Here is a 22,209-nt window from a genome sequence, read left to right as displayed (position 1 = left end):
GGAGATCGGCGATCTTCCTTTGCTCGCGACGACCAATCACGGGTGCCGTCGTCATCGCTCGATTGGAAGGATGTCACCGACGAGGCGAAGTGCCGGCACCCTTATCCCTAGACCGACTGGTGGCTGAGGTCGCCTGGAAACCGGGAGACATATTGATGGCAATCCGCTACCTGCCGAGTTGGGCCAAGACCCTCGTCAAAGACACACTCGCCGAGCGACATCAGGTGATCAGTTCGTTGGCGTCCCATGCGGAGGTCATGGCGACCATCGGCAACCTCCGGCCAATCGACAACGGATTCCCTCTCATTCGAGTGGGCGGCGAAGGAGACGGCGGCTACCTCCTACCCGTTGACTTTGATGGCCTCGGCGGATGCTTCTCGCCAGGGGTCGGCAAAACGTCCGCGTTCGAAAAGCACCTGATCGAAGAGTACGGGCTCCAATGTTATCTCGCGGATGGAAGCGTGGAAGGTCCCCAGATTCAGCACGAGAGGATCGAGTTCGAGAAGAAGTTCATAGGATCCACTCGAAACGACAAGTTCATGACCCTCGATTCCTGGGTTGATCGCAAATTCCGGGGGCGAGTCAACGAAGATCTCATTCTCCAGATGGACATCGAAGGTTGGGAATACGACACCCTCATTCACTTGGAAAAGAGCACGCTCCGCCGGTTCCGTATCATTGCTCTCGAGCTGCATGGGCTCGATCGGATCTTCCTGCAGGGTTGTGTCAGTATGTTTGACAGTATCTTTCGGAAGCTGACTGAGTTCCACGATGTGGTGCACTTGCATCCAAACAATTACGCGACGATCGAGACTCGTGTGGGTGTCGAAATTCCCCCGTTGCTGGAGGTCACGCTGCACCGCAAGGACCGTGCGAAATCGCGTTCCCCTCGCCAGCAGTTTCCGCACGTTCTGGACCGTCAGAGCACGTCCGGCCCGGATGTCGTGCTGCCACGTTGCTGGTACGCATGATCGGTCCGGCTCCGGTGGGTAGAACGCGCAGCCCTCGTTATCCCCCGCTCACGCGCGGCGCCGGTCTTGACCGTCGGCACCCTCGCGTGCACCTTTCGTTCACATGACGGATACCATTCCCAACGTTGCCGAATACACGGTTTCGGAGATCTCCTTTGCCCTGAAGCGGACGGTCGAGGACCAGTTCGGCTTTGTGCGGGTGCGGGGGGAGATTTCCGGCTATCGGGGGCCGCATTCGTCGGGGCACGCCTATTTCGCGCTGAAGGATGAGGGCGCGCGGCTGGAGGCGGTGGTCTGGCGCGGGACGATGGCCAAGATCCGTTTCAAGCCGGAGGAGGGGATGGAGGTCATCGCCACCGGCAAGCTGACCACCTTCCCGGGCTCGTCCAAGTACCAGATCGTGATCGAGGCGATCGAACCGGCAGGCGCCGGCGCGCTGATGGCCTTGATCGAGGAGCGCAAGAAGAAGCTCGCCGCCGAGGGCCTGTTCGACGTCGACCGCAAGCAGCTCCTGCCCTTCCTGCCGAAGGTGATCGGCGTGGTGACGTCGCCGACCGGCGCGGTGATCCGCGACATCCTGCACCGGATCGCGGATCGCTTCCCCGTCCATGTGCTGGTCTGGCCGGTGCGGGTGCAGGGCGACACCTGCGGAGCGGAGGTTTCCGCGGCGATCGAGGGCTTCAACGCCATTGCCCCGGGCGGGCCGGTGCCGCGCCCGGACGTGTTGATCGTGGCGCGCGGCGGCGGCAGCCTGGAGGATCTCTGGGGCTTCAACGACGAGGCGGTGGTGCGCGCCGCGGCGGCAAGCGCGATCCCGCTGATCTCCGCCGTCGGCCACGAAACCGACTGGACGCTGATCGATTTTGCCGCCGACGTGCGCGCGCCGACGCCGACCGGCGCGGCGGAGATGGCCGTGCCCGTGCGACGCGATCTCCTGGACCGAACCGACGAGCTTTCCCGCCGGCTCAACGGGGCGATGGCCCGCGGCTTCGACGCCCGGCGCGACCGGCTGACCGGGTTCGCCCGCGCGCTCCCCAAGCCGCGCGACATCCTCTCGCTGCCCCGCCAGCGGTTCGATGCGGCGGCGTCGGCCCTTGGTCAGGCGCTCAGGGCCAACACGGCGATCCACCACCGCCGCTTCGAGCGGACGGCGGGCCGTCTGTCGCCGGCGGTGCTGGAGCGGGCTGGATCGCTCTGCCGTGAACGCCTTGGCGTCGTGGAGAAACGGCTTACCCGCGGCTTCTGCGTCAGCGTCGAGCAGCACCGCGCCCGCTTCCGCAACACCGTGGCCGTGTTCGACGCGGTCAACCACCGCGCCACCCTGAAACGCGGCTTCGCCCTGATCTGGGACGCCGACGGCAGGCCCGTGTTCGAGGTGGGCAAAGTGGAGCCCGGCGCCCGACTGGCGGTGGAGTTCTGCGACGGCAAGGTGGGCGTGACGGCCGACGGCGGCGACGGACCACCGGTGCCGACCCGCAGCGATCCCGCGACGGGCGGTGATCCCGGCCCTGTCCGCCCGGACCGGCGCGCCCGGACGAAGGCGGCGGGACCAGCCGGCCAGGGCAGCCTGTTCTGAGCCGACGGGTGACGGCGAAACGTCATCGATCCTCCAAAGAGGTGTAACACCACGCTCCTACGGTCGTCGGCGAAGGGCGGCGTCGGGCCGCCCGCGGGGGTCGTCATGAACAAGCAAACACTGTTGGCAGCGGGCCTGATCCTGTGCGCCGGTTCGGCATCGGCCGAGGATTTCGGTGTCGCGGTGGAGAAGATGTTGAACGCGCAGGTGGGCGTCCGCTTCGGGTTCGAGGCCGGGATCGGACCTTCCGCGGGTGAATCGCCGGAGGAAGGCTACCGCCAGCCCGCGCATCTCCCCACCGACAGCATCATTCTCGCCAAGGGCCTCAAGGCCGAGTTCCTGTCCCGCGACGTCGCCAACGACCTCGACATGATGGCCTTCTACCCGTTGGAGAAGCCGACGCACCTGATCGCCTGCATCGAAAGCGATCGGGAATTCAGCAAGGCGGCTGACGGCGCCCTGAAGTTCAACCCCTCGGTCCAGCGCATCGACCTGGCCACCGGCAAGGTGGAGACTATCCTGCGTGGCATGGCCGCCTGCGACGGCATCCGCACCACGCCGTGGAACACGGTGTTGGCGACCGAGGAGGAGGATGACGGCAAGGCCTACGAACTCCTCAAGCCGCTGGAGACGACCAACGAGACGGTGATGAACCGGGCTTCGGGCGAGACCACGTCGGCGGACATCGCGGTGCGGCTCGCGATGCCGACCATGGCCTGGGAAGGGTTCACGATGACCCGCGAGGGCGTGGTCTACGGCGGCGACGAACTGCGCCCCGGCACCGCAGGACCGGAGGCAGATGGCGGCGCGCTCTACAAGTTCATTCCCGCCGCGCCGTGGACCGGTCAGCCGGTCACGACCCTGGACGCATCGCCCTTCGCCGCCGGCAAGACCTATGCCTTCCGGGCGTCCTGCCAGGGCGACAAGGTGCAGTATGGCCAGGGCTGCGAGATCGGCGCCGGCGACTGGATCGAGATCGAACCGGCCGACGCCCGCGCGGACGCCGACGCCAAGGGCGCGACCGGCTTCTACCGGCCGGAAGACCTTCACACCGACCCGCTCTACGCCGGCGAGGGCATCCGCTTCTGCTTCGCCAACACCGGCAACGAGGCCGCGCGCAACTACGCCGAGGTGATCTGCGCGGTGGATCAGAAGCCGCTCGAAATCCCCACGGCCGACGCCAAGGGCAAGGTGAAGTTCACCACCGTGTTCAACCGCTTCGTCGAGGGCGACGCGGACTTCAACTCCTTCGACAACCTGGATTTCCAGCCGGGCACCGGGACTCTCTACGTTGTGGAGGACCATTCCAACGGCGACATCTTCGCCTGCCTGCCGGATGGCGCCGACCGCGACATCAAGACCGACGGCTGCGTGAAGATGCTGTCGGTAAAGGACACCTCCGCCGAGCCGACCGGCTTCATCTTCGACGCTTCGGGCACCGTCGCCTACGTCTCCATCCAGCATTCCGACGACAAGGCGATGCCGAAGGTGGACGGTTTCGCGACGGACGATCTGATCCGCATCACCGGTTTCAAGAAGTAAGACTTTTCCAGTGGATTGAGACGACCTGCGGAGCCGCTCGCGCGGCTCCGCATCTTTTTTGGTCGGACCCTGCACGGGCGGTCGGGTTTGGGTACTCTGGCGCCACCCGGAACCGGACGCGCCGCCCATGCAGGACATCCACGACCTCCAGATCTTCGCGCGCGTGGTCGCCGCCGGGTCCATGTCCGGCGCGGGACGGGCGCTCGGGCTGTCGCCGGCGGTGGTGTCCAAGCGGATCCGGCGGTTGGAGGAACGGCTCGGCACGCTGCTGTTCCAGCGCACCACGCGCCAGATCGCCCTGACCGAGGCCGGGATCGGCTTCCACGAGCGGGTGGTGGCGATCCTCTCATCCATCGAGGAGGCCGAGGCCTACGTGTCGCGGAAATCGGCGATCGCGCAGGGAACGCTGAAGATCTCCGCCCCCACCACCTTCGGACGGCTGCATGTGGCGCCCTATCTCGGCCGCTTCATGGAGCGTAACCGCGGACTGATCGTCAACCTGATCCTCTCCGACGAGTTCGTCGATGTGATCGGCGAGGGCTTCGACCTGGCGATCCGGATCGGCGCGCTGGCCGACTCCAGCCTCGTCGTCCGCCGACTCGCGCCGAACCATCGCATGCTCTGCGCCACCCCCGGCTACCTGGAGCGGCACGGCGTGCCGGAGCGGCTGTCCGATCTGGAGACCCACGTCTGCCTGGCGGCCGCCCACCAGGACCCCTGGCGGCTGGAGGGGCCGGCCGGCGAGGTGGCCGTCCACGCCTCGGGTGCGATCCAGACCAATTCGTCGGAGGTGATCCGCGAACTCTGCCTCGCCGGGGTGGGCATCGCGCTCCGCTCCACCTGGGACGTCGGCCCGGACCTCTCCGCCGGCCGCCTGAAAGTGGTGCTGCCGCAGTTCCGCGGCTCCCGTCACGTCGCCGTCCACGCCGTCTACCCCAGCCGCCGCTTCCTGCCGGCCAAGGTCCGCCTGTTCATCGACTTCCTCGCAGGGCTCTACGGGCCGGAGCCCTACTGGGACGCGGGACTGGAAGGGGTGCTGGGGCGAGGGTAGGGGGCTGTTGTTACCACCGTCCGCCGTCATGGTCCGCGCCGACGGACCACCCACGCATTTCTAGCGCGGCAGAGGGCGCTCCGATCGCGTTTACAAAATTCGTGGGTGGTCCGCCTGCGCGGACCATGACGGCGGAGAGGGAGGCGGGTGGGGAACGCCCACTGCGCACAGCCTCCCGTCCGCCTCACCCGTGATCCTCGCCGGTGTGCTTCTTGCGGATGCGTTGGACGGTCCACCAGACGAGGAGCATGACGGGGATGACGGAGAGGGCGGTGACGAGGGCGGGGTCGAGCTCCAGGCCAACGAAGTGGCCGCCTTTGGCGAAGTAGCCGACGAGGCCGACGATGTAGTAGCTGACGGCGGCGACGGAGAGGCCTTCCACCGTCTGCTGCAGGCGCAGCTGAAGGCGGGCGCGGCGGTTCATCGATTCCAGGAGTTCGCGGTTCTGCTGCTCGAGCTCCACGTCGACGCGGGTCCGGAGCAGGTTGGCGGCGCGGCCGAGCTTGACCGAGAGGTCCTGCTGCCGGTCCTGGATCGACTGCAGGGTCCGCATCGCGGGCGCGGTCCGCCGGGCAAGGAACGCGCCCCAGGTGGAATAGCCCTCGAAGGGCTCCTCGCGGATCGCCGCAAGGCGCAGGCCGACGATCTCGTCATAGGCCCGCGAAGCACCGAAGCGGTAGGCCGTCTCGGCCGCCGCGGCTTCGATTTCGGCGGACAGATTGGAGATGTTGTTGAGGAGGGTGCGGTTCTTCTCCAGGCCCTCGCTGTCGCGCGCGGCGCCGGCGATGTCCACCATTTGCCGCTCGATCCGGCTGATCAGCGGGCCCTGCGCCTGCGCCTCCGGCAGGCCGAGCATGGCGAAGGTGCGGTAGGTCTCGATCTCCAGCAGCCGCTGGACCAGCGCGCCGGCCTGCCGGGCATGCAGGCCCTGGTCGACGATGAGGATCCGCGTCCGTCCGTCCCGGTCGACGCGGAAGTCGGTGATGATCAGGGCGGTGCGGTCGACCACCTGCGAGGCCGAAACCCAGACTTCCTCGAAGTGGGCCATCGGCCCGCCGCTCTCCGGCGGCACCATCGCCTCGGTGACGAGGTCGAGCCGGGTGGCGACGAGCAGTTCGCCCGGCGCGCGGAAGCCGGCGCCGAAGGGATCGCTGGCGACCGGCGAGAACGGCCCGGCCCCGGGCTTCAGAGCGCAGTCGAAGGTGTAGGTGGTGATCTCGGTGAACTGCTCCCAGCGCAGCGTGCCGCCGGCCACCTGGATCTGGTAGACCTTGGCGTCCGGTCCGGGCCCCTCAGCGCCGTGTCGCCGGCAGAATTCCTGCAGGAACGCGCGGTCCACGTGGGCCGATGCCGGCGGCGTCTGGAAGGCGTAGTGGAGGAACACGCGGGGCGTCGCGATCAGCCGGAAGGGGCGCGCGTGCACCTCGCCGAGGATGCGGCCCCGCAACGGATGCGCGGGCCACAGCCCGTGACTTGCCAGCGCCTGCAGATCCGCCCCCGCCATCGACGTCCCTCCCCGCCGGGGCGCTGCCTCGGCGCCCCCATGTCCCTTGTACCCTTTGTCGGGGAGTCGCGGGATGGGAGCAAGGGCCGCAGCTCCGGAAACAAGTGGTCAGTTTGCTTGACCACTTGCCGCGAACTGGCATAGGGTGATGGCGACCGGGAGGACCTCCCGTATCGGCGGAGGATCGCCATGCTGTTCCGCGAGGTCAAGGAGAACCGTACCGCCGACGCGGTTGTGGCGCAGATCGAGGCCTTGATCCTAGACGGCGTGCTGCGGCCCGGCGACCGGCTTCCGGCCGAGCGCGAACTGGCCAAGTCGTTTGACGTCTCCCGCCCGACCTTGCGCGACGCGCTCACCGACCTTGAGACCCGCGGGCTGGTGGCGACCCGCCACGGCGGCGGCACCTTCATCGCCGACGTGATCGGCGAGGTGTTCCGCGAGCCGGTGGCGGCGCTGATCCGCAACCATCCGAAGGCAGCAGCCGATTACCTGGAATTCCGCCGCGAGATGGACGCCGTGGCCGCCGGCATGGCCGCCGAGCGCGCCACCGCCGCCGACCGGGCGCTGCTCTCCGGCATCATGGCGGCGCTGGAGGCGGCGCACGCGGAGAAGGATTTCCGGCGCGAGGCCGAACTGGATGTGGAGTTCCACAAGGCCGTGTCGGAGTGTGCCCACAACAGCGTGCTCCTCCACACCCTGCGCGCCTGCTACCGGCTGCTGGAGGAGGGCGTGTTCTACAACCGCGGCCTGCTCTATACCCACGCCGACAGCCGCGACCGCCTGTTCGCCCAGCACCGGGCGATCTACGACGCCATCCTCGCCGGCGATCCCGCCGCGGCGCGGGAAGCGGCCGCCGCCCACATGACCTACGTCACCGCCGCCGTCCGCGACCGGCAGGACCAAGTGGCCCGCGCCGAGGTGGCCGAGATGCGCCTCGCGCTTGCCGCCGGACGCTTGAAGACCGAGCCGCGCCGCGGCCGCCGCCCGTCGATACCCGCCGAAACGGCGGCCGACCACCATGAGAGACTGACGAGATGACCGCACCCGCCGCCGCTGCCGGCTCGAAACCTCGCGTGGCCCTGTTCGTGACCTGCCTGGTGGACCTGTTCCGCCCGACGGTGGGTTTCGCCGCCGTGAAGCTGCTGGAGGACGCCGGCTGCATCGTCGAGGTGCCGGCCGCGCAGACCTGCTGCGGCCAGCCCGCCTACAACTCCGGCGACCGGGCCGACGCCCGCGCCGTGGCCGAGGGCGTGATCCGCGCCTTCGAGGGCTACGACTTCGTGGTGGCGCCGTCGGGCTCCTGCGCGGGGATGATCAAGGCCCACTACGGCGAACTCTTCCACGGTGATCCCAACTGGTGGCCGCGCGCGGACGCGCTTGCGGGCAAGACATTCGAGCTGGTGAGCTTCCTGGTCGACGTCATGGGCGTGACGCAGGTGGAGGCCGCCTTCGAGGGCTCTGTGACCTACCACGACAGTTGTTCGGGCCTGCGGGAACTCGGCATCAAGGCGCAGCCGCGTTCGCTCCTCGGCACGGTCGACGGCCTGACGCTGAAGGAGATGAAGGACACCGACGTCTGCTGCGGCTTCGGCGGCACCTTCTGCGTCAAGTACGGCGAGATCTCCGACAAGATCGTGTCGAAGAAGACCAAAAACATCCGCGAGGCCGGCGCCGGCACGCTGCTCGCCGGCGACCTCGGCTGCCTGATGAACATGGCCGGCAAGCTGAAGCGCGAGGGTTCGGGCGTCGAAGTCCGTCACGTCGCCGAGGTGCTGGCGGGCATGGTGGAAGGGCCGGCGATCGGAGAGAAGCGCAAGGGGCGCGATTGAGGCATGATGGAGTCGCCTGCGGACACTTCTCGGGAGACGGACATGGCGCGCGCCAAGGAAAAGCCCGGCACGGCCCGATACGCCGACTACAAAACCGATTTCCAGCAGTGGTCGGTAGACCAGGCCGAACTGCTTCGATCGGGAAATATGCATGCCATCGATTTGCCGAATGTGATCGAGGAACTCGAGAGCATGGGACGTGAACAGGAGCATGCCCTCGCCTCATTCTACCGGGTGCTGCTCATCCATCTCCTGAAATGGGTTCACCAGCCATCGAAGCGGACCAGATCCTGGTCGAACACGATCGGTCGCGAGCGGGCCAACATTGAGGACCGCGAAGACATGAACAGGTCCTTGGCGGGACGGGCCGAGGAACTGGTGACCTGGGCCTATCCGCGCGCGGTCCGTGATGCGGCCCGGGAAACGGGTCTGCCGCGCACCGCATTCCCGAAAACGTGCCCCTACACCCTCGACCAACTCCGAAATCCCGACTTCCTCCCCGAGTAAGCGCACCCCATGCAGATCACGTCCCCCCGGTTCAAGAAGAACGCCCACGAGGCGCTGCAGAACCCGCCGCTGCAGAAGGCGATGGGCAATGTGGAGGTGAACTTCATCGGTCGGCGCGCGGCCTCCGCCGCCGCGCTGCCCGAGTTCGAGGCGCTGCGTGACAACGCGCGCGACATCAAGAACCACACGCTGCAGCACCTGGATCTCTACCTGGAGGCCTACGAGCGCAAGGTGACGGAGGCCGGCGGCCACGTGCACTTCGCCGAGGACGCCGACGCCGCGCGCAAGATCATCCTCGAGATCTGCCGCCAGAAGGGCGCGAAGACCGTCACCAAGGGCAAGTCGATGATCTCCGAGGAGATCGGCCTCAACCAGTACCTGGAGGCGAACGGGGTCGTGCCGGTGGAGACCGACCTCGGCGAGTACATCATCCAGCTCCGCGGGGAAGCGCCGAGCCACATCATCGCCCCCGCCGTGCACGTCAACAAGGAGGAGGTGGAGGCCGAGTTCCGCCGGGTTCACACCCACCTGGACCCCAAGCGCGACCTTTCCGAGCCGACCACGCTGCTGGCAGAAGCGCGCGGCGAACTGCGCGCCAAGTTTCTCGCTGCCGACGTCGGCATCACCGGCGCGAACTTCCTGATCGCGGAGACCGGCACCTCGGTGATCGTCACCAACGAGGGCAACGGCGATCTCACCCAGATCCTGCCGCGCACCCACATCGTGATCGCCTCGATCGAGAAGATCACGCCGACGCTCAACGACGTCGGCCAGATCCTGCGCGTGCTGGCCCGGTCGGCGACCGGCCAGGAGATGAGTGTCTACACCACCTTCTCCACCGGCCCGCGCCGGCCGGAGGACCCGGACGGGCCGGACGACTACCACGTGGTGATCCTGGACAACGGTCGCTCGTCGATGCTGGGCACCGACTTCGAGGACATGCTCCGCTGCATCCGCTGCGGCGCCTGCATGAACCACTGTCCCGTCTACCATGCGATCGGCGGCCACGCCTACGGCTGGGTCTATCCGGGCCCGATGGGCGCGGTGCTGACGCCGACGCTGATCGGCGTGGACAAGAGCGGTCACCTGCCGAACGCCTCCACCTTCTGCGGCCGCTGCGAGAGCGTCTGCCCGATGCGCATTCCGTTGCCGAAGATGATGCGGCACTGGCGGGAGCGCGAGTTCGAGCAGCACCTGCAGCCGAAGGCGGCGCGCTGGGGCCTGAAGACCTGGGCCTGGTTCGCCAAGCGTCCGCGGGTCTACCAGTTGGCGACCCGCGTCGCGATGGGCGGGCTCGGGCTGATGGGTCGCGCCAAGGGCCGCTTCGCCAGCCTGCCGCTCGCCTCCGGCTGGACCACCTACCGCGACTTCCCCGCGCCGGAGGGCGAGACCTTCCAGGCGCAATGGGCGAAGAGGAGGAAAGCCTCGTGACCACCACCGCCCGCGACGCCATCCTCGGCCGCGTCCGCCGCTCGCTCGGGGTGTCCGGCACCGAAATCAACCGCCGCGCCGCCGTCGCCGACCGGCTGGCACGCGCCCCGCGCGGCGTCATCCCCGCCCGCGGCCAGATCGAGCACGACGCCCGCGTGGCGCTCTTCATCACCAAGATCGAGGCCGTGCAGGCAACGACCGAACGCGTCGCTTCCCCCGCCGACGTGCCCCGCGCGGTGGCCGACTACCTGCGCCGTCACAACCTGCCGCAGGCGGTGCGGATGGGCGCCGACCCGCGGCTGGAGGCGGTGGACTGGAGCCGCGAGCCGCAGCTCTCGGTGGCTTTCGGCCGGAGCGACGGCCGTGACCTCGTCTGCGTCAGCCACGCCGACGCGGGCATCGCCGAAACGGGCACGCTGGCCCTGACCTCTGGCCCGGCCAACCCGACTACGCTGAACTTCCTGCCCGACGTCCACGTGGTGGTGCTCGACGCCGCCGACGTGGTGGGCGACGCGGAAGCCGTCTTCGAGGGCCTGAGGGCACGCTTCGGCGTCGGCCAGCTGCCGCGCACGGTGAACATGGTGACGGGGCCGTCGCGCAGCGCCGACATCGAGCAGACGCTGCTGCTCGGCGCGCACGGGCCGCGCAGCCTGCACGTGGTGGTGGTGGGGTAGGGCGGCGCGAACGCCGTCCGCCGCGGCCGCCCGCAAACGAGGCGACCGGACAACGAGAACAGGAAAGCCCGGGAGGCGACCGACATCCATGACCCAGCTTGCCATGCCGCCGCTCGACACCGCCGTACTGGCCCGCCGCGACGAGATCGTCGGAGCGCTCCGGCGGATCGTGCCGGACGGGGTGATCGACAGCGAGGTGGGGATGCGGCCCTACGAGTCCGACGGGCTCACCGCCTACCGGCAGCCGCCGATGGTGGTGGTGCTGCCGGAGACGGTGGATCAGGTGGCCGCCGTTCTCTCCTGGTGCCACGGCGAAGGCGTGAAGGTGGTGCCGCGCGGCGCGGGAACCTCGCTCTCCGGCGGCGCCCTGCCGCTCGGTGACGGCGTGCTGATGTCCATGATGCGCTTCAACCGGGTCAAGCGGATCGACTTCGAGAACCGCGTGGCGGTGGTGGAGCCGGGCGTCACCAACCTCGGTATCACGCGGGCCGTGGAGCACAGGGGCTTCTATTACGCGCCGGACCCGTCCTCGCAGATCGCCTGCTCGATCGGCGGCAACGTGGCGGAGAATTCCGGCGGCGTGCACTGCCTGAAGTACGGGCTCACCACCAACAACGTGCTCGGTGTGGAGATGGTGCTGATCACGGGCGAGATCGTCTGCCTGGGCGGCGCGCACCTCGACAGCGGCGGCTACGATCTTCTGGCGCTGGTGGTGGGATCGGAAGGGCTGCTGGGGGTGGTGACCGAGGTGACCGTGCGTATCCTGCGCGCGCCCGAGACCGCGCGGGCGGTGCTCGTGGCCTTCGACAGCTCCGAAGCGGCGGGTGCCTGCGTCGCCGACATCATCGCCGCTGGCATCATCCCCGGCGGCATGGAGATGATGGACAAGCCGGCGATCCACGCCGCGGAGGATTTCGTCCATGCCGGCTATCCGCGCGAGGCGGAGGCGCTGCTGATCGTGGAACTTGATGGCCCGGCCGTGGAGGTCGACCATCTCCTGGAGCGCGTGGAGGCGATCGCGCGAAGCCGCGGCGCCTTCGAGTGCCGCGTCTCCAACTCCGACGCCGAGCGGATGGCCTTCTGGGCGGGCCGCAAGGCTGCGTTCCCGGCGGTGGGGCGCATCTCGCCGGACTACTACTGCATGGACGGGACGATCCCCCGCAAGGAACTGCCGACGGTGCTCCGCCGCATGACGGAGCTTTCCGGCAAGTACGGGCTGAGGGTCGCCAACGTGTTCCATGCCGGCGACGGCAACCTCCACCCGCTGATCCTCTACGATGCCAACGTGCCGGGCGAACTGGAGCGGGCCGAGGACTTCGGCTCCGACATCCTGCGGCTCTGCGTGGAGGTGGGCGGCGTGCTGACCGGGGAGCACGGCGTGGGTGTGGAGAAGCGCGACCTGATGCCGACGATGTTCGACGAGACCGATCTCGCCCATCAGATCCGCGTGAAATGCGCCTTCGACGAGAAGCACCTGCTCAACCCGGGCAAGGTCTTCCCCGAGCTCCACCGCTGCGCGGAACTCGGCCGCATGCACGTGAGCGGGGGTCGCGTACCGTTCCCGGACATCCCGCGGTTCTGAGGAAACGATTGACCATGGCCGGCGAAGGCACCCTTTCCCCCACCACCCCGGACGGCGTTCTGGCCGCAGTGCAGGCGGCGGTCGCCGATCGCGCGCCGCTGATCGTGCGCGGCCGCGGCACCAAAGACGGCCTCGGCCACGCGGTGGCATCCAACCGGGTGCTCGACCTCTCCGGGCTGACCGGCGTGACGCTCTACGAGCCGGAGGAACTGGTGCTCTCCGCGCTGGCCGGTACGCCGATGGCCGAGATCGAGGCGCTGCTCGACGCCAACGGCCAGGAACTCGCCTTCGAACCGCCGATGCGGCACCTGATCTGGGGCCTGGAGGACGCCGGCACGATCGGCGGCGCGGTGATGGTGAACGCCGCCGGCCCGCGCCGGGTCAAGGCCGGCGCAGCGCGCGACCATGTGCTCGGCATGAAGGCGGTTTCCGGCCGCGGCGAGGCCTTCAAGGCGGGTGGCCGCGTGGTCAAGAACGTCACCGGCTACGACCTCTCAAAGGGGCTCGCCGGGTCTTTCGGCACGCTAGCCGTCGCAACCGAGATCACCGTGAAGGTGCTCCCAAAGGCCGAGACCACCGCAACGCTGGTGCTGCACGGCCTTTCCGACCGCGACGCGGTGGCCGCGCTTGCCGAGGCGATGGGCGCGCCGGTGGAAGCGGCCGGCGCGGCGCATTTACCGGCTGGCGTCGCGACCGCGCTCGACCTGACGGAGGCCGCGACGGTGGTGCGGCTGGAGGGTGTCGAGCCTTCGGTGGCCGCCCGCTTCGAACGGCTGGCGACGATCCTGCGGCCGCGCGGCCGGATCACGCGCCTGGAGGCGGCGGAGTCGGCCGCGCTCTGGCGGGCGCTGCGCGACGGCCTGCTGTTCTCGCAGGATCGCCTGCTGCCGCTTTGGCGCGTCTCCGTGGCCCCGACCGCGGGACCCTCGGTCGCCGAGGCTGCCCAAGCCGCCGCCGTAGCCTACGACTGGGCCGGCGGGCTGGTCTGGCTGGCCATGGACCCGGCCGAGCCCGACGCGGGCGCTGCCCGCATCCGCGCGGCGGTGAAGGCCGCCGGCGGCGGCCACGCGACGCTGATGCGCGGCAGCGACGCGCTGCGCGCCGCGGTGCCGGTGTTCGAGCCGGAGATGCCGTCCGTCGCCGCGCTGACAGGCCGACTACGTCACCAGTTCGACCCGCTCGGCGTGCTCAACCCCGGACGGATGGGGGCGGGACGGTGACCCCGCTAGGCTGCCGACCGTTCCAGCGGTTCGATCCGGGCGATCTCCTCGCCAAGCGACCGCTCTGCGCTGCGCAGCTCGAATTGCGTCTGCAGGCCGGTCCAGAACTCCGCCGACGTTCCGAAGTAGCGGGCGAGCCTGAGCGCAGTGTCCGCGGTGATGCCGATTTCCTCGCGCGTTACCCGCTCCACCCGGGTGCGCGGCACGCCGATCGCTTTGGCGAGCTGGTAGGGCGAGAGGCCAAGCGGCGCCAGGAACTCCTCGCGCAGCACTTCGCCAGGGTGGAGCGGCAGCAGGGTAGCGACGATCTCGGACATGGCGAATCCTCAATGGTAGTCGACGATCTCGACGCGATCCGCATCGCGTCCAGTCCAGACGAAGCAGATCCGGAACTGATCGTTGATCCGGATCGAATATTGGCCGACGCGATTGCCGCTGAGCGCTTCGAGCCGGTTGCCCGGCGGAACTCGAAGATCGCCGAGGATGGTCGCCTGCTCCAGCATCACCAGTTTGCGGCGCGCGACAGTGAAGACCTGGGTCGGGAAGCCCTTCGGGCATCGACCGGCATGAACGTCTTGGGTCGTGGCATTCGCGAACCCGAGGATCATCGCGCCTCCCTGACCTCGACACGTAACGTATCACTGACCGATACGCACCGCAAGGCCTGACCCATGCAGACGCATTTTTCCCTGGCGCAGTTGGCTGATCCGGATACGGCGGAGGCGGAACGGATTCTCAGGGCTTGCGTGCATTGCGGGTTCTGCACGGCGACCTGTCCGACCTTCGTGCTTTTGGGGGACGAACTCGACAGCCCGCGCGGGCGCATCTACCTGATCAAGGACATGCTGGAGAAGGACCGGCCGGCGGATGCGGAGACGGTGCTGCATGTGGATCGGTGCCTGTCCTGCCTCTCCTGCATGACGACGTGTCCGTCGGGGGTGCACTACATGCACCTCGTCGACCATGCGCGCGCCCACATCGAGGAAACCTTCGCCCGCCCGCTGCCGGACCGGCTGGTCCGGGACGTGCTGGCCGCGACGCTGCCGAATCGCCGCCGCTTCCGCCTCGCCCTGTTCGGCGCGCTGCTCGCCAAGCCGCTGGCGCCCGTGCTGGCCCGCATGGGCGTCACCGGTCGGCGGCTGGCGGCGATGATCCGGCTGGCACCGCCCAAGGCCGCGACACCCTCCGTGCACCGGGCCGGCGACGTGGTGGCCGCGCGCGGCGAGAAACGGATGCGCGTCGCCATGCTGACCGGCTGCGCCCAGCCGGTGTTGAGGCCGGAGATCAACGACGCGGCCGTGCGGCTGCTGACCCGCCTCGGCGTCGAGGTGGTGTTCCCGAAGGGCGAGGGCTGCTGCGGCGCGCTGGTCCACCACATGGGCCGCGAGGAGCCGGCGCTCGCCGACGCGCGGCGCAACGTGGACGCCTGGACGGCCGAGATCGAAGGCCCCGGCCTCGACGCGATCGTGATCACCGCGTCCGGCTGCGGCACGACCATCAAGGATTACGGCCACATGCTGCGCAACGATCCGGCCTACGCGGACAAGGCCGCGCGGGTGTCGGCGCTGGCCAAGGACATCACGGAAGTGCTGGCGCGCCTGGATCTCTCGCCGGCTGCCCCGCCGCAGCCGCTGACGGTCGCCTATCACTCAGCATGCTCGATGCAGCACGGCCAGAAGATCCGCACCGAGCCCAAGGCGCTGCTGCACCGCGCGGGCTTCGAGGTGCGCGACGTGCCGGAGGGCCACCTCTGCTGCGGCTCGGCCGGCACCTACAACATTTTGCAGCCGGAGATCGCCACCCGGCTGCGCGACCGCAAGCTCGCCAACATAGCCATCACCGGCCCGGACGTGATCGCCACCGGCAACATCGGCTGCATCACGCAGCTTGGCGCCAAGGCGACCGTGCCGGTGGTGCACACGGTGGAATTGCTGGACTGGGCCTACGGCGGCGAGCGCCCAGCCGGCCTGTGAGCCGGCCGGCACGGCATTGCGCATGTAGGGCAATATCCTTATCTGTTGATAAACCATCCTGCGATGGATGTGCCCGGTATTAACAAACTCGTGGAGACAGCGCCGTCAAAGTGCCCTCGATCGGTCTCGGAATCGGCGAGATGCACCGTTAGCGTCCGGACCGTTGTCGTCACGAACCCTGTTCTATGAGGAAGTCAAGCATGCGCGGTCGGAGCCTCCGAGGGGGTGCACTGGCCACCATCCTGTTCGCAGTGTCGGGCCCGCCGGTTGCGGCGGCCGCCAACCCGAGCTTCGACTGCGATCGTGCGAAGGGCGAGATCGAAACCCTGATCTGCGGCGACGACGAGCTCGCCGCGCTGGACGTGGAGCTGGCCAAGGCTTTCGCGGCGGCTATGTCGCGCGCACCGGCAAGCGAAGTGTCACTGTTGCGGCAGGACCAGTCGCAATGGCGCAAGTCGCGCAATGAATGCCGGCGTCTCGACGACATCAGAGGCTGCACCCTGGACGCCTATCGCAAGCGTCTGAGCGAACTCTGAGTTCAGCGGACGCCAGGCTACGGGCGGCTCCCGCAGGAGCCGCACATTTTTCCCGGACAGCTGGCCGAAACGGCCGTTCAGCGGACGATGACGCGCGCGCCGACGGGAACCCGCTCGTAGAGGTCGGTCACATCCTCGTTGCGCATGCGGATGCAGCCCGACGAGACGGCGTGGCCGATCGTCCAGGGCTCCGATGTGCCGTGGATCCGGTAGAGTGACGAGCCGAGATAGAGCGCGCGGGCGCCGAGCGGGTTCTTCGGGCCACCGACCATCATCACCGGCAGGTCCGGCTGGCGCTGGCGCATCTCCGCCGGCGGATGCCAGTCCGGCCACTCCGCCTTGCGGCTGACGCGGTGCTCGCCCGCCCACTCGAATCCCGGCCGGCCGACGCCGACGCCGTAGCGCCGCGCTGTGCCGCCGGCTTCCACGAGATAGAGGTGGCGGGTGTTGGTGTCGATCACCACGGTGCCGGCCGGCTCGCCGCCGTCGTAGTCGACGACCGTGGGCAGGAACTCCGGATCGATCTCCCGCGTGCGGGACGGCGCGGCCTTGGCCGTATCCGCCGGGTTCGGCACCTTGAGGCGGACCTGCTCGCGCACGGCGGGTGGCTCGTAGATGGTCTCGCTGCGGCCCGGGGCGAGCTGCATGACCCAGGGGTCCGTCAGGTTGGGCGACAGGACCAGTGGCGGCGGCGTGACGTAGCGGCCGCTCTGCGCGGCGGCGGGCGCCGCCGTGACCACGGCCGCCGTGAGAACGGCGAGGAGGATGTGTCTCATGGGGTCGAACTCGGGTTACGCGATGTGGGTCGGACGGACCGGCCTGAGACCGCCGTCGTGCCGCCACACTGCCTGCCGAGAGGCGACCGAATGGTGAATCGAATCCTGTCGGACGTCGTGAACGACCGGTGAATTCCGTTATGGTTAGGAAAGCCCTACCGCACCACCTGGCGCGCCCGGGCGATGAGGTCCGGCATCAGGGCCATCGCCTCGGCTTTCGTCATGCCGTGTTCGACCCGCGGATCGTAGAGCATCGCCACGATCGCCCGGTCGAAAGGCATGAGCTTGCGGTGGCGGCTGCGGTCGTTGAAGACGCTGTGGGCCAGTCGGGGATCGTCGTTGATGGGACCGAGCCCCTGCAGGATCTCTTCCACGACGCAGCGCTGGAACGCATCGCCGGCCACCACCACCGCCGTCGCCTGGCGAATCGCCCCGCGCGTGAAGCTGACTTTGACCCCGCACCGGCCCTGGACCGGTTGGAAGCCTCCGAACACGCCCTCGGCGCGCACCTGCTGCACATAGGAGCCGGGATCGACGACCACGACCTTGAAGTTCGCCTGCTCGCCGGGCGCGGCGAGCCGCGCGTCGATACCGCCGACCATGCGCGGCAGCTTGCGGATGAAGCGCGTCACGTCGTGGCTGTTGTCGAGCACCGACCGGTTCACCACCTCGAAGCGGATCGGCCCGTCGAATTTCTTGACGATGTGCCCGCCCGCGCTGGAAAGCTCCGACCCGAACACGGTGGACAGGAAGCCGCGGGCGAGATCCTCGTCGGCGAACCGGGATAGGGCGGACCCGGCCTGGGCCGCGACGGACGAGAGGCCGAGCGCGAGGACGGCGAGGGCGGGCAGCAGCCGAGCGGTCCTGGTGGAGGGGGAAATCCTCCGCGATCCCAATCCAAACCCCATGCCGTTCCTCCCAGAGCGACGCCGGAAGCGACACGTCGCCTCTTCACGAGGACTTTACCGGGTCGTGTACGGAGGTCAACCAGACATTAACAAAACCGTATGTGAGCGGGGAATACAGCGCCAAACCCGTTGTTAACGCTTGTCTTGTAGGTTCGGGAGACTTGCTGATAGAGGGTTGCGACATGGGCGTCGGCCGTAAGGCTTTTCGTATCGAGACGATTCTGGCCAATGCGAACGGGGCGGGTTCCACCGCCGGTGGTCCGCAAGGCGATCGCTCCGCCGAGATCCTCCGTGAAATCGTGGAATTGAAGAAGCTCGTGCAGCCCACCAAGGAGGTGAGCCGCGAAATCATCGACGACTACCGCCACCAGATGGCGGAGGCGATGAAGCTCAAGAAGGAACTGGACGAGATCCAGGAAGCCATCCTTCGCACCAAGCGCGAGATCGCCACGCTGCATGTCTCCGGCTTCAAGGGCGCGGAAATGTCCCGCGTCACCGACGAACTGGACGCGGTGGTCGGCGGCACGGAAAGCGCGACCGACCAGATCCTGGCCGCCGCGGAGAGCATCGACGATGCGGCCTCCACCCTGTCGGCGCGCCTGAAGGGCGAGGACAACGCGCTCGCCTCCGACATCCAGGAAAAGATCCTGATGATCTTCGAGGCGTGCAATTTCCAGGACCTGACCGGCCAGCGCATCAACAAGGTCGTCAACGTGCTCCGCTTCATCGAGGACCGCGTGATGCGGATGATGGAGATCTGGGGCGGTATGTCGACGTTCGACACCATCGAGGCCGACGAATCGCTGACCCGCGTCGGCGACGCGGCCCTGCTCAACGGCCCCGCGCTTCCGGATGCGGCGGGTGTCGCCTCGCAGGACGACATCGACGCCCTGTTCGCCTGACGGCGGACGCCGCAGCGCATTTGCGAGAATCTCCCATCGACATGGCGAGCGGACGATCCTCCGATCGCCGCCGTCATGCCTTGCGTCCGCGCCCGGTTCGCACTAGAACAAAACAAAAACACCGAGGGGTGCACATGCCGGACGGCATCATCGAAGGGGCGGACGGGATCGCGCGGTGCTGGTGGCCGGGCGCCGATCCGCTCTACCTGGACTACCACGACCGCGAGTGGGGCCGCCCGGTCGCCGACGACACCAGGCTGTTCGAAAAGCTCTGTCTGGAGGGCTTCCAGTCGGGCCTTGCTTGGATCACCATCCTGCGCAAGCGGGACAACTTCCGCCGCGCCTTCGCCGGCTTCGACATGGAGGCCGTGGCCGCCTTCGAGGACGCCGATGTGGAGCGCCTCATGGCCGACGCCGGCATCGTCCGCCATAGCGGCAAGATCCGGTCCGTGATCAACAACGCCCGCCGGGCGAGGGCCTTGCGCGACGAGGTCGGTTCACTGGCAGCCTATCTCTGGCGCTTCGAGCCGGACCCCTCAACCCGGCCCGCAAGGATCGACTTCGCCGCTGCGAAGGGCATGTCCACCTCGCCGGAATCGGTGGCGCTGTCGAAGGATCTGCGCAAGCGCGGCTGGAGCTTCGTGGGCCCGACCACGATCTACTCCTTCATGCAGGCGATGGGCCTCGTCAACGACCACCTGGAGGGATGCGCCTTCCGCGACGTGGTCGAGCGGGATCGGGCCGCTTTTGCGCGCCCGCGATGATCGGCGCAAAAAAAATCCAGAAAAAGAATCTTGTCTAGTGATCCGGACCGGTAACGACCCCGTAGAGAGCAGTGGAAATTGCTTCAGGCTACGGGCCCCCGATCCCTGAATGACCTGAAGCAAGCATTCCACCAAGCGACCTACGCCGGTACCCCGATCCGGCCTCGTCGCAAATGAAGGCCGTCGGTCTCCCCCCGGGACCGCGGCCTTCTCTTTTTTCTGCCGTGCCGGACCGTTTTCAGATCCGCCGGGCAAGCGCGTCGTAGAGCGGGTTCTCCGCCTCGAAGACATACTCAACCGACTGAACCGTGATGGCGCTGGCGCCGGCCGCCAGCAGATGCGCGGCGATCGCCTGCGTGGCCTTGGCAGGCGCGATCAGCGTCAGCCGGTCCCCGCCGGCGCCGAACGGAGCGGTAGCCCCGAAGCGCGCGCCGACTTCGGCGGCAAGCCGCGCGGCGTCGGGAATGGCGGCCTCGATGCGCCGGACCGACCGGGCCCGCGCATCGGCTGCAATCCGGGTCAGCATCGTCCGCGCGGTCTCCCGCGCAAGCGGCGACCAGTCAGCCGACAGCGAGGCCACGAGGGCCGCCTCCGAGCGCATGATGACACCGTCGTCGACGATCTTGAGACCGTTCTCCGTCAGCGTGCGACCGGTGGAGGTGATGTCGACGATGAGTTCCGCCGTTCCCGCCGCCGGCGCGCCCTCCGTGGCTCCCGGGCTCTCCACGATCAGGTAGTCATGCACCCCGTGCCCGGTGAGGAAGCGGCGGGTGAGCGCGACATACTTGGTGGCGACCCGCATCGGCCGGTGGTGCTTCAGGCGGAAACGCGCGGCGACGTCGGCGAGATCCGCCATGGTGGAGACGTCGAGCCAGGCCTGCGGCACGGCGACCACCACGTTGGCGCCGCCGAAGCCGAGCCGCGTGACGATGTGCGCCGGGTCGGGCGCGACCGCGTCGAGGCTGCCGGCGTCCACCGGGCGGATTTCGCCGGCGCTGGCGCCGAGCGTCTCGTGCAGCAGGTCGACTCCCGTCACGGCAAGGTGGACCGCGCCCGCGCCGACCTCGCGCGCGATCTCGGACGCCGAACGGAACTGGACGGAAGCCCCCGGCAGTCCGTCGATGCTGCCGAAATAGTCGCGCGCCCCGCGCGCCTGCCGCACCGACAGGGCGGAGCGTTCGAAGAAGGCGAGCGTCTGCTCCTGGAGCCGGCCCTTGGAGGGAACGGCGACGATCAGCGGCTCGCTCATGCCCGGATCTCCTCGAAACGCTCGGTCCAGACGGCGAAGCCGACGGCCTTCAGCGACGGCGCGCCGCCGAAGCCGGCGAGCAGCCCGTCGTAGCGGCCGCCGCCGCAGACCTGGCCGACATCGGGCCGGGCCGGATCGAACACGTCGAAGACGAAGCCGTCGTAGTAGCCGAGCTTGCGGTCGAACCGGGCCGAGAACATCGGGATCGCCTCCACGGCCCCGGCGATCTCCTTGGCCCGTGCTTCGAAGGCGCGCACCGCCGTCTCGAACGGGGCGGGGCGGTCGAGCGCCAGCGACAGCGCGTCGAGCTCGCCGACCGCCTCGTCGAGCGGCGCCTCGATGGCGAGGAGATCGCGGATCGCCTTCACATGCGCCTCCGGGACCACGTCGCCGGCGAGCGTCGCCTGTTCCAGCACGCGCTCGGCGATCTCCGCCGTGGAGCGGCCGCCAACGGTCTGGATTCCGGCGATGGAGAGGATGTCGGCGAAGAGCTCGCCGACCCGGTCCGACGGGAACCTGGACAGCGCCTGCACGATGTCGCCATGGGCAGCGAAGTGGCTGAATCCGGCCCGCCGCTCGGTCATGTGGTCAAGCGTTTCGATCACCCGGTCCGTTTCGCCGAACAGCGTGGTGAGCCGCCGCTTCCAGGCCGGCGGCACGGCGAGCGCGGTGAGCAGGCTGGTGAACAGGCGCACGTCGCCGATCATCACGTCGGCTGCCCCGAGGCCGAGCGTACGCGACACGGAGAGCGCGAGCGTCAACGCCTCCACGTCGGCCTCGACCGGATCGTGTGCGCCGATGATCTCGCCGCCGACCTGCCAGACCTCGCCCGGCTCGCCCGGGAGCCCGTTGCGGAACACCCGGCCGGAATAGCTGTAGCGCCCGCCGGCCGGATCGACCGCGAGCTTCTGCCGGCAGACCGGGATCGTGAACTCCGGCCGGAGGCAGAACTCCGCGCCGCGCGAATCGGCGGTGATGAAGATGTGGCGCCGGAACTCCTCGCCGGAGATCCGCACGAAATCCTCCATCGGCAAGAGCACCGGCACATCGACCGGCTGGAAGCCGGCCGCGCGGAACACCTCGGCGACAGAGACGAGCGCCGCGTTCATGGCATCGCCTCCGCGAGCGAGGGGAGCAAACGCCTCGGCATCATCCCCGCCGTCATGGTCCGCGAAGGCGGACCACCCACGCATTTGCGCTGCGTGATACGGGAC

Annotated in this window: 22 protein-coding genes; 15 read left to right on the top strand and 7 right to left on the bottom strand. The window is 68.5% G+C overall.

Translation table 11 applies throughout. The features are described from left to right. Positions 1-155 precede the first annotated feature (155 nt). The 4 genes from HZ321_RS01335 to HZ321_RS01320 all read left to right on the top strand — a co-directional run bounded on the left by HZ321_RS01335 (position 156) and on the right by HZ321_RS01320 (position 5,140). Positions 156-971 (top strand): FkbM family methyltransferase, encoded by an 816-nt coding sequence (locus HZ321_RS01335; RefSeq protein ID WP_181699451.1) that lies wholly within the window; start codon positions 156-158, stop codon positions 969-971. A 103-nt stretch (positions 972-1,074) separates the two neighbouring features. Further along, positions 1,075-2,547 carry an exodeoxyribonuclease VII large subunit gene (gene xseA, locus HZ321_RS01330; protein WP_181699449.1) on the top strand — a complete coding sequence of 491 codons (1,473 nt, stop codon included), beginning with the start codon at positions 1,075-1,077 and terminating at the stop codon, positions 2,545-2,547. A 105-nt stretch (positions 2,548-2,652) separates the two neighbouring features. Then, a complete protein-coding gene (locus tag HZ321_RS01325; RefSeq protein WP_181699447.1) occupies positions 2,653-4,089 on the top strand; it encodes an alkaline phosphatase PhoX in 1,437 nt (478 codons plus the stop codon). A 127-nt stretch (positions 4,090-4,216) separates the two neighbouring features. Beyond that, positions 4,217-5,140 (top strand): LysR family transcriptional regulator, encoded by a 924-nt coding sequence (locus tag HZ321_RS01320; protein ID WP_181699445.1) that lies wholly within the window; start codon positions 4,217-4,219, stop codon positions 5,138-5,140. 184 nt (positions 5,141-5,324) lie between these two features. On the opposite strand, the gene HZ321_RS01315 is transcribed toward HZ321_RS01320, so the two are convergent. After that, complete coding sequence (locus tag HZ321_RS01315; protein WP_181699443.1) at positions 5,325-6,644, bottom strand: DUF3422 family protein; 1,320 nt, start codon at positions 6,642-6,644, stop codon at positions 5,325-5,327. A gap of 189 nt (positions 6,645-6,833) precedes the next feature. Between HZ321_RS01315 and HZ321_RS01310 the strand changes: the two genes are divergently transcribed. The 7 genes from HZ321_RS01310 (at position 6,834) to glcE (ending at position 13,887) form a co-directional block, all read left to right on the top strand. Beyond that, positions 6,834-7,682, top strand: a complete 849-nt coding sequence (locus HZ321_RS01310; protein WP_181699441.1) for an FCD domain-containing protein — start codon at positions 6,834-6,836, stop codon at positions 7,680-7,682. Continuing rightward, the gene (locus tag HZ321_RS01305; RefSeq protein WP_181699439.1) at positions 7,679-8,473 is read left to right on the top strand and encodes a (Fe-S)-binding protein; all 795 of its coding nucleotides are present in this window, start codon (positions 7,679-7,681) and stop codon (positions 8,471-8,473) included. The genes HZ321_RS01310 and HZ321_RS01305 overlap by 4 nt, the downstream gene beginning before the upstream one ends. Before the next feature lie 42 nt (positions 8,474-8,515). Beyond that, positions 8,516-8,980, top strand: coding sequence for a DUF29 domain-containing protein (locus tag HZ321_RS01300; protein WP_181699437.1), 465 nt, complete (start codon positions 8,516-8,518; stop codon positions 8,978-8,980). A gap of 9 nt (positions 8,981-8,989) precedes the next feature. Then, on the top strand, positions 8,990-10,411 hold the full coding sequence (locus HZ321_RS01295) for a LutB/LldF family L-lactate oxidation iron-sulfur protein (protein WP_181699435.1): 1,422 nt from the start codon (positions 8,990-8,992) through the stop codon (positions 10,409-10,411). Then, positions 10,408-11,085 (top strand): LutC/YkgG family protein, encoded by a 678-nt coding sequence (locus tag HZ321_RS01290; RefSeq protein ID WP_342343797.1) that lies wholly within the window; start codon positions 10,408-10,410, stop codon positions 11,083-11,085. Before HZ321_RS01295 ends, HZ321_RS01290 begins: the two co-directional genes overlap by 4 nt. 88 nt (positions 11,086-11,173) lie before the next feature. Then, on the top strand, positions 11,174-12,667 hold the full coding sequence (locus tag HZ321_RS01285) for an FAD-linked oxidase C-terminal domain-containing protein (RefSeq protein WP_181699431.1): 1,494 nt from the start codon (positions 11,174-11,176) through the stop codon (positions 12,665-12,667). 14 nt (positions 12,668-12,681) lie between these two features. Further along, on the top strand, positions 12,682-13,887 hold the full coding sequence (gene glcE, locus HZ321_RS01280; protein ID WP_181699429.1) for a glycolate oxidase subunit GlcE: 1,206 nt from the start codon (positions 12,682-12,684) through the stop codon (positions 13,885-13,887). A gap of 5 nt (positions 13,888-13,892) precedes the next feature. Here the strand turns inward: glcE and HZ321_RS01275 are convergent, their stop codons facing one another. Both HZ321_RS01275 and HZ321_RS01270 read right to left on the bottom strand, forming a co-directional pair. Continuing rightward, positions 13,893-14,204: a HigA family addiction module antitoxin gene (locus tag HZ321_RS01275; RefSeq protein ID WP_181699427.1), complete on the bottom strand. Its 312-nt coding sequence runs from the start codon at positions 14,202-14,204 to the stop codon at positions 13,893-13,895. Positions 14,205-14,213: 9 nt separating this feature from the next. Further along, positions 14,214-14,495, bottom strand: coding sequence for a type II toxin-antitoxin system RelE/ParE family toxin (locus HZ321_RS01270; RefSeq protein ID WP_181699425.1), 282 nt, complete (start codon positions 14,493-14,495; stop codon positions 14,214-14,216). Positions 14,496-14,558: 63 nt separating this feature from the next. Here HZ321_RS01270 and glcF point away from each other — a divergent pair, with 63 nt between their 5' ends. Next, positions 14,559-15,860: a glycolate oxidase subunit GlcF gene (gene glcF / locus HZ321_RS01265; protein WP_181699424.1), complete on the top strand. Its 1,302-nt coding sequence runs from the start codon at positions 14,559-14,561 to the stop codon at positions 15,858-15,860. Positions 15,861-16,060: 200 nt separating this feature from the next. Next, on the top strand, positions 16,061-16,396 hold the full coding sequence (locus HZ321_RS01260; protein WP_181699422.1) for a lysozyme inhibitor LprI family protein: 336 nt from the start codon (positions 16,061-16,063) through the stop codon (positions 16,394-16,396). Positions 16,397-16,473: 77 nt separating this feature from the next. Here HZ321_RS01260 and HZ321_RS01255 read toward each other — a convergent pair whose 3' ends face one another. Further along, the gene (locus tag HZ321_RS01255) at positions 16,474-17,172 is read right to left on the bottom strand and encodes a L,D-transpeptidase (protein WP_181699420.1); all 699 of its coding nucleotides are present in this window, start codon (positions 17,170-17,172) and stop codon (positions 16,474-16,476) included. Positions 17,173-17,327: 155 nt separating this feature from the next. Continuing rightward, on the bottom strand, positions 17,328-18,080 hold the full coding sequence (locus HZ321_RS01250) for a DUF2927 domain-containing protein (RefSeq protein WP_181699418.1): 753 nt from the start codon (positions 18,078-18,080) through the stop codon (positions 17,328-17,330). Positions 18,081-18,262: 182 nt separating this feature from the next. On the opposite strand from HZ321_RS01250, the gene HZ321_RS01245 reads away from it, so the two are divergent. Then, entirely contained in the window at positions 18,263-18,982 is a 720-nt protein-coding gene (locus HZ321_RS01245; RefSeq protein WP_181699415.1) for a protein phosphatase CheZ, read from the top strand. Positions 18,983-19,116: 134 nt separating this feature from the next. Continuing rightward, a complete protein-coding gene (locus tag HZ321_RS01240; protein WP_181699413.1) occupies positions 19,117-19,746 on the top strand; it encodes a DNA-3-methyladenine glycosylase I in 630 nt (209 codons plus the stop codon). 238 nt (positions 19,747-19,984) lie between these two features. Here HZ321_RS01240 and hisG read toward each other — a convergent pair whose 3' ends face one another. Then, positions 19,985-20,995, bottom strand: coding sequence for an ATP phosphoribosyltransferase (hisG, locus tag HZ321_RS01235; RefSeq protein WP_181699411.1), 1,011 nt, complete (start codon positions 20,993-20,995; stop codon positions 19,985-19,987). Then, positions 20,992-22,104, bottom strand: a complete 1,113-nt coding sequence (locus tag HZ321_RS01230; RefSeq protein ID WP_181699409.1) for an ATP phosphoribosyltransferase regulatory subunit — start codon at positions 22,102-22,104, stop codon at positions 20,992-20,994. Before HZ321_RS01230 ends, hisG begins: the two co-directional genes overlap by 4 nt. Positions 22,105-22,209: the final 105 nt, after the last annotated feature.

The organism is Chthonobacter albigriseus (genome assembly GCF_013839445.1).
GTDB classification, from domain to species: domain Bacteria; phylum Pseudomonadota; class Alphaproteobacteria; order Rhizobiales; family Pleomorphomonadaceae; genus Chthonobacter; species Chthonobacter albigriseus.
This window is presented reverse-complemented; position numbering and strand designations above follow the sequence as displayed.